The sequence below is a fragment of the Acinetobacter sp. 5862 genome (assembly GCF_024494585.1).
Lineage (GTDB): Bacteria > Pseudomonadota > Gammaproteobacteria > Pseudomonadales > Moraxellaceae > Acinetobacter.
In genome coordinates this window covers 1-1483 of the sequence record NZ_JANHGP010000081.1, presented here as the reverse complement: position 1 = coordinate 1483, position 1483 = coordinate 1, and the positions used below count along the sequence as shown (strand labels likewise).

Here is a 1483-nt window from a genome sequence, read left to right as displayed (position 1 = left end):
CATTGATGACTTTATTCTCGATAAAAATCATCTCCTACCACAGAGAATCTATAAATAATAGTGCGTAAGTCCTATATAATTATAAAAAATCATATAGATAATTAATAATGAAAATTTCAAATATTCATATCGAAAACTTTCGGGGTCTTAAAGGGGTCGATTTAACGCCATCACAAATGAATTGCGTGATAGGTGAAAATAATGCTGGAAAATCAACTGCTCTTTTGGCTATTAATTTATTTCTGAAAGGTACAAAAATTTCAGAATCTGACTACTATGATAAATCCAAGGAGATTTTTATTGATATAACTTTTAGTGATGTAAATGAAAATGATTTAAGTAAAATATCAGATGAAGAAAATAGATCAAGAATTCAAAATATTATTGAAAATAATACGATCAGCTTTCGCAGAAAGTATAAATTAGATTTCACAAGTGATTTACTTTGCTACAAGAAAGTTCCTATCGATACAATTTATAAAGCTGATTGGATAGCTAATGAGCTTAAAGGTAAAAAAACACCTGAAATTAAAAACTTTTTGAGAGAAACATATCAATTACCACAAGATATGGTTAGCTCGGTTTCCTCACAAGCAGCCGCAAAAGAAAAGATCGAAGAGCTGATAAATAATCTCTCTGATGATAATTTCAATTATGAATGGGAAAGTTTGCCAACTGGATTCAGCAACACAGTTACACCAATGTTTCCTGAGCCTATTTACATTCCAGCTGTAAAAGATTTTAGTGATGAAACAAAGACCAAAGAAAGTACAAGTTTTGGTAAGTTAATAAAAATTCTCTTTACACAAATTGAAAAATCTCCTGAATTTTTAGAAATAAAAAGCTCTTTTGATAAGCTCAACAAAATGCTTAATCGTCAGCTTATCAAAGATGAGGATGGTACTGAAAACACTATTGACGAACGATTACCTAGCCTTAAATTACTAGAAACTGAAATAGAAAAGGTTTTTCAAGAAAGCTTTTCACAAATCAAATTGGAACTACAAATTCCTAATCCAGAAGTAAAACAAATTTTTAATAGCACTCAAATTTTAATAGATGATGGTATAAAAACTACTATTGATTATAAAGGTGATGGTGTAAAACGTACTCTAGTTTTTTCTATCCTAAGAACCTACGTTGAAAAGCTTAATTCTGATAACCAAAATACAGATTACATTTTTCTTTTTGAAGAACCTGAGTTGTACCTTCATCCCAATGGTCAGAGAATCCTCTATAACGTCCTTGAAAAATTATCATCAAAAGATCAGGTCTTCGTCACAACACATTCTCCAAACTTTTTCTCTGCTACAGCTAAAGAAACTTGTTTCATTAAAATATATAAGGACTTTTCCTCATCACCTCCATGTTCAAAAGCTAAAGAAATCAACTTTGTGCAAAATAGCTCGGTAATCCTCCCATAAATAACTGAATTTAAAAGTAGAGGTTAAGCAGCCATCAAAGGTGGTTTGCCTCCGTTAGC

1 protein-coding gene is annotated in these 1483 nt (G+C 30.8%); it reads left to right on the top strand.

Going from position 1 to position 1483, the window contains the following annotated elements; all coding sequences use genetic code 11:
* Positions 1-107: 107 nt before the first annotated feature.
* Positions 108-1424, top strand: coding sequence for an ATP-dependent endonuclease (locus tag NO346_RS14565; RefSeq protein ID WP_256415597.1), 1317 nt, complete (start codon positions 108-110; stop codon positions 1422-1424).
* The last annotated feature ends 59 nt before the right edge of the window (positions 1425-1483 follow it).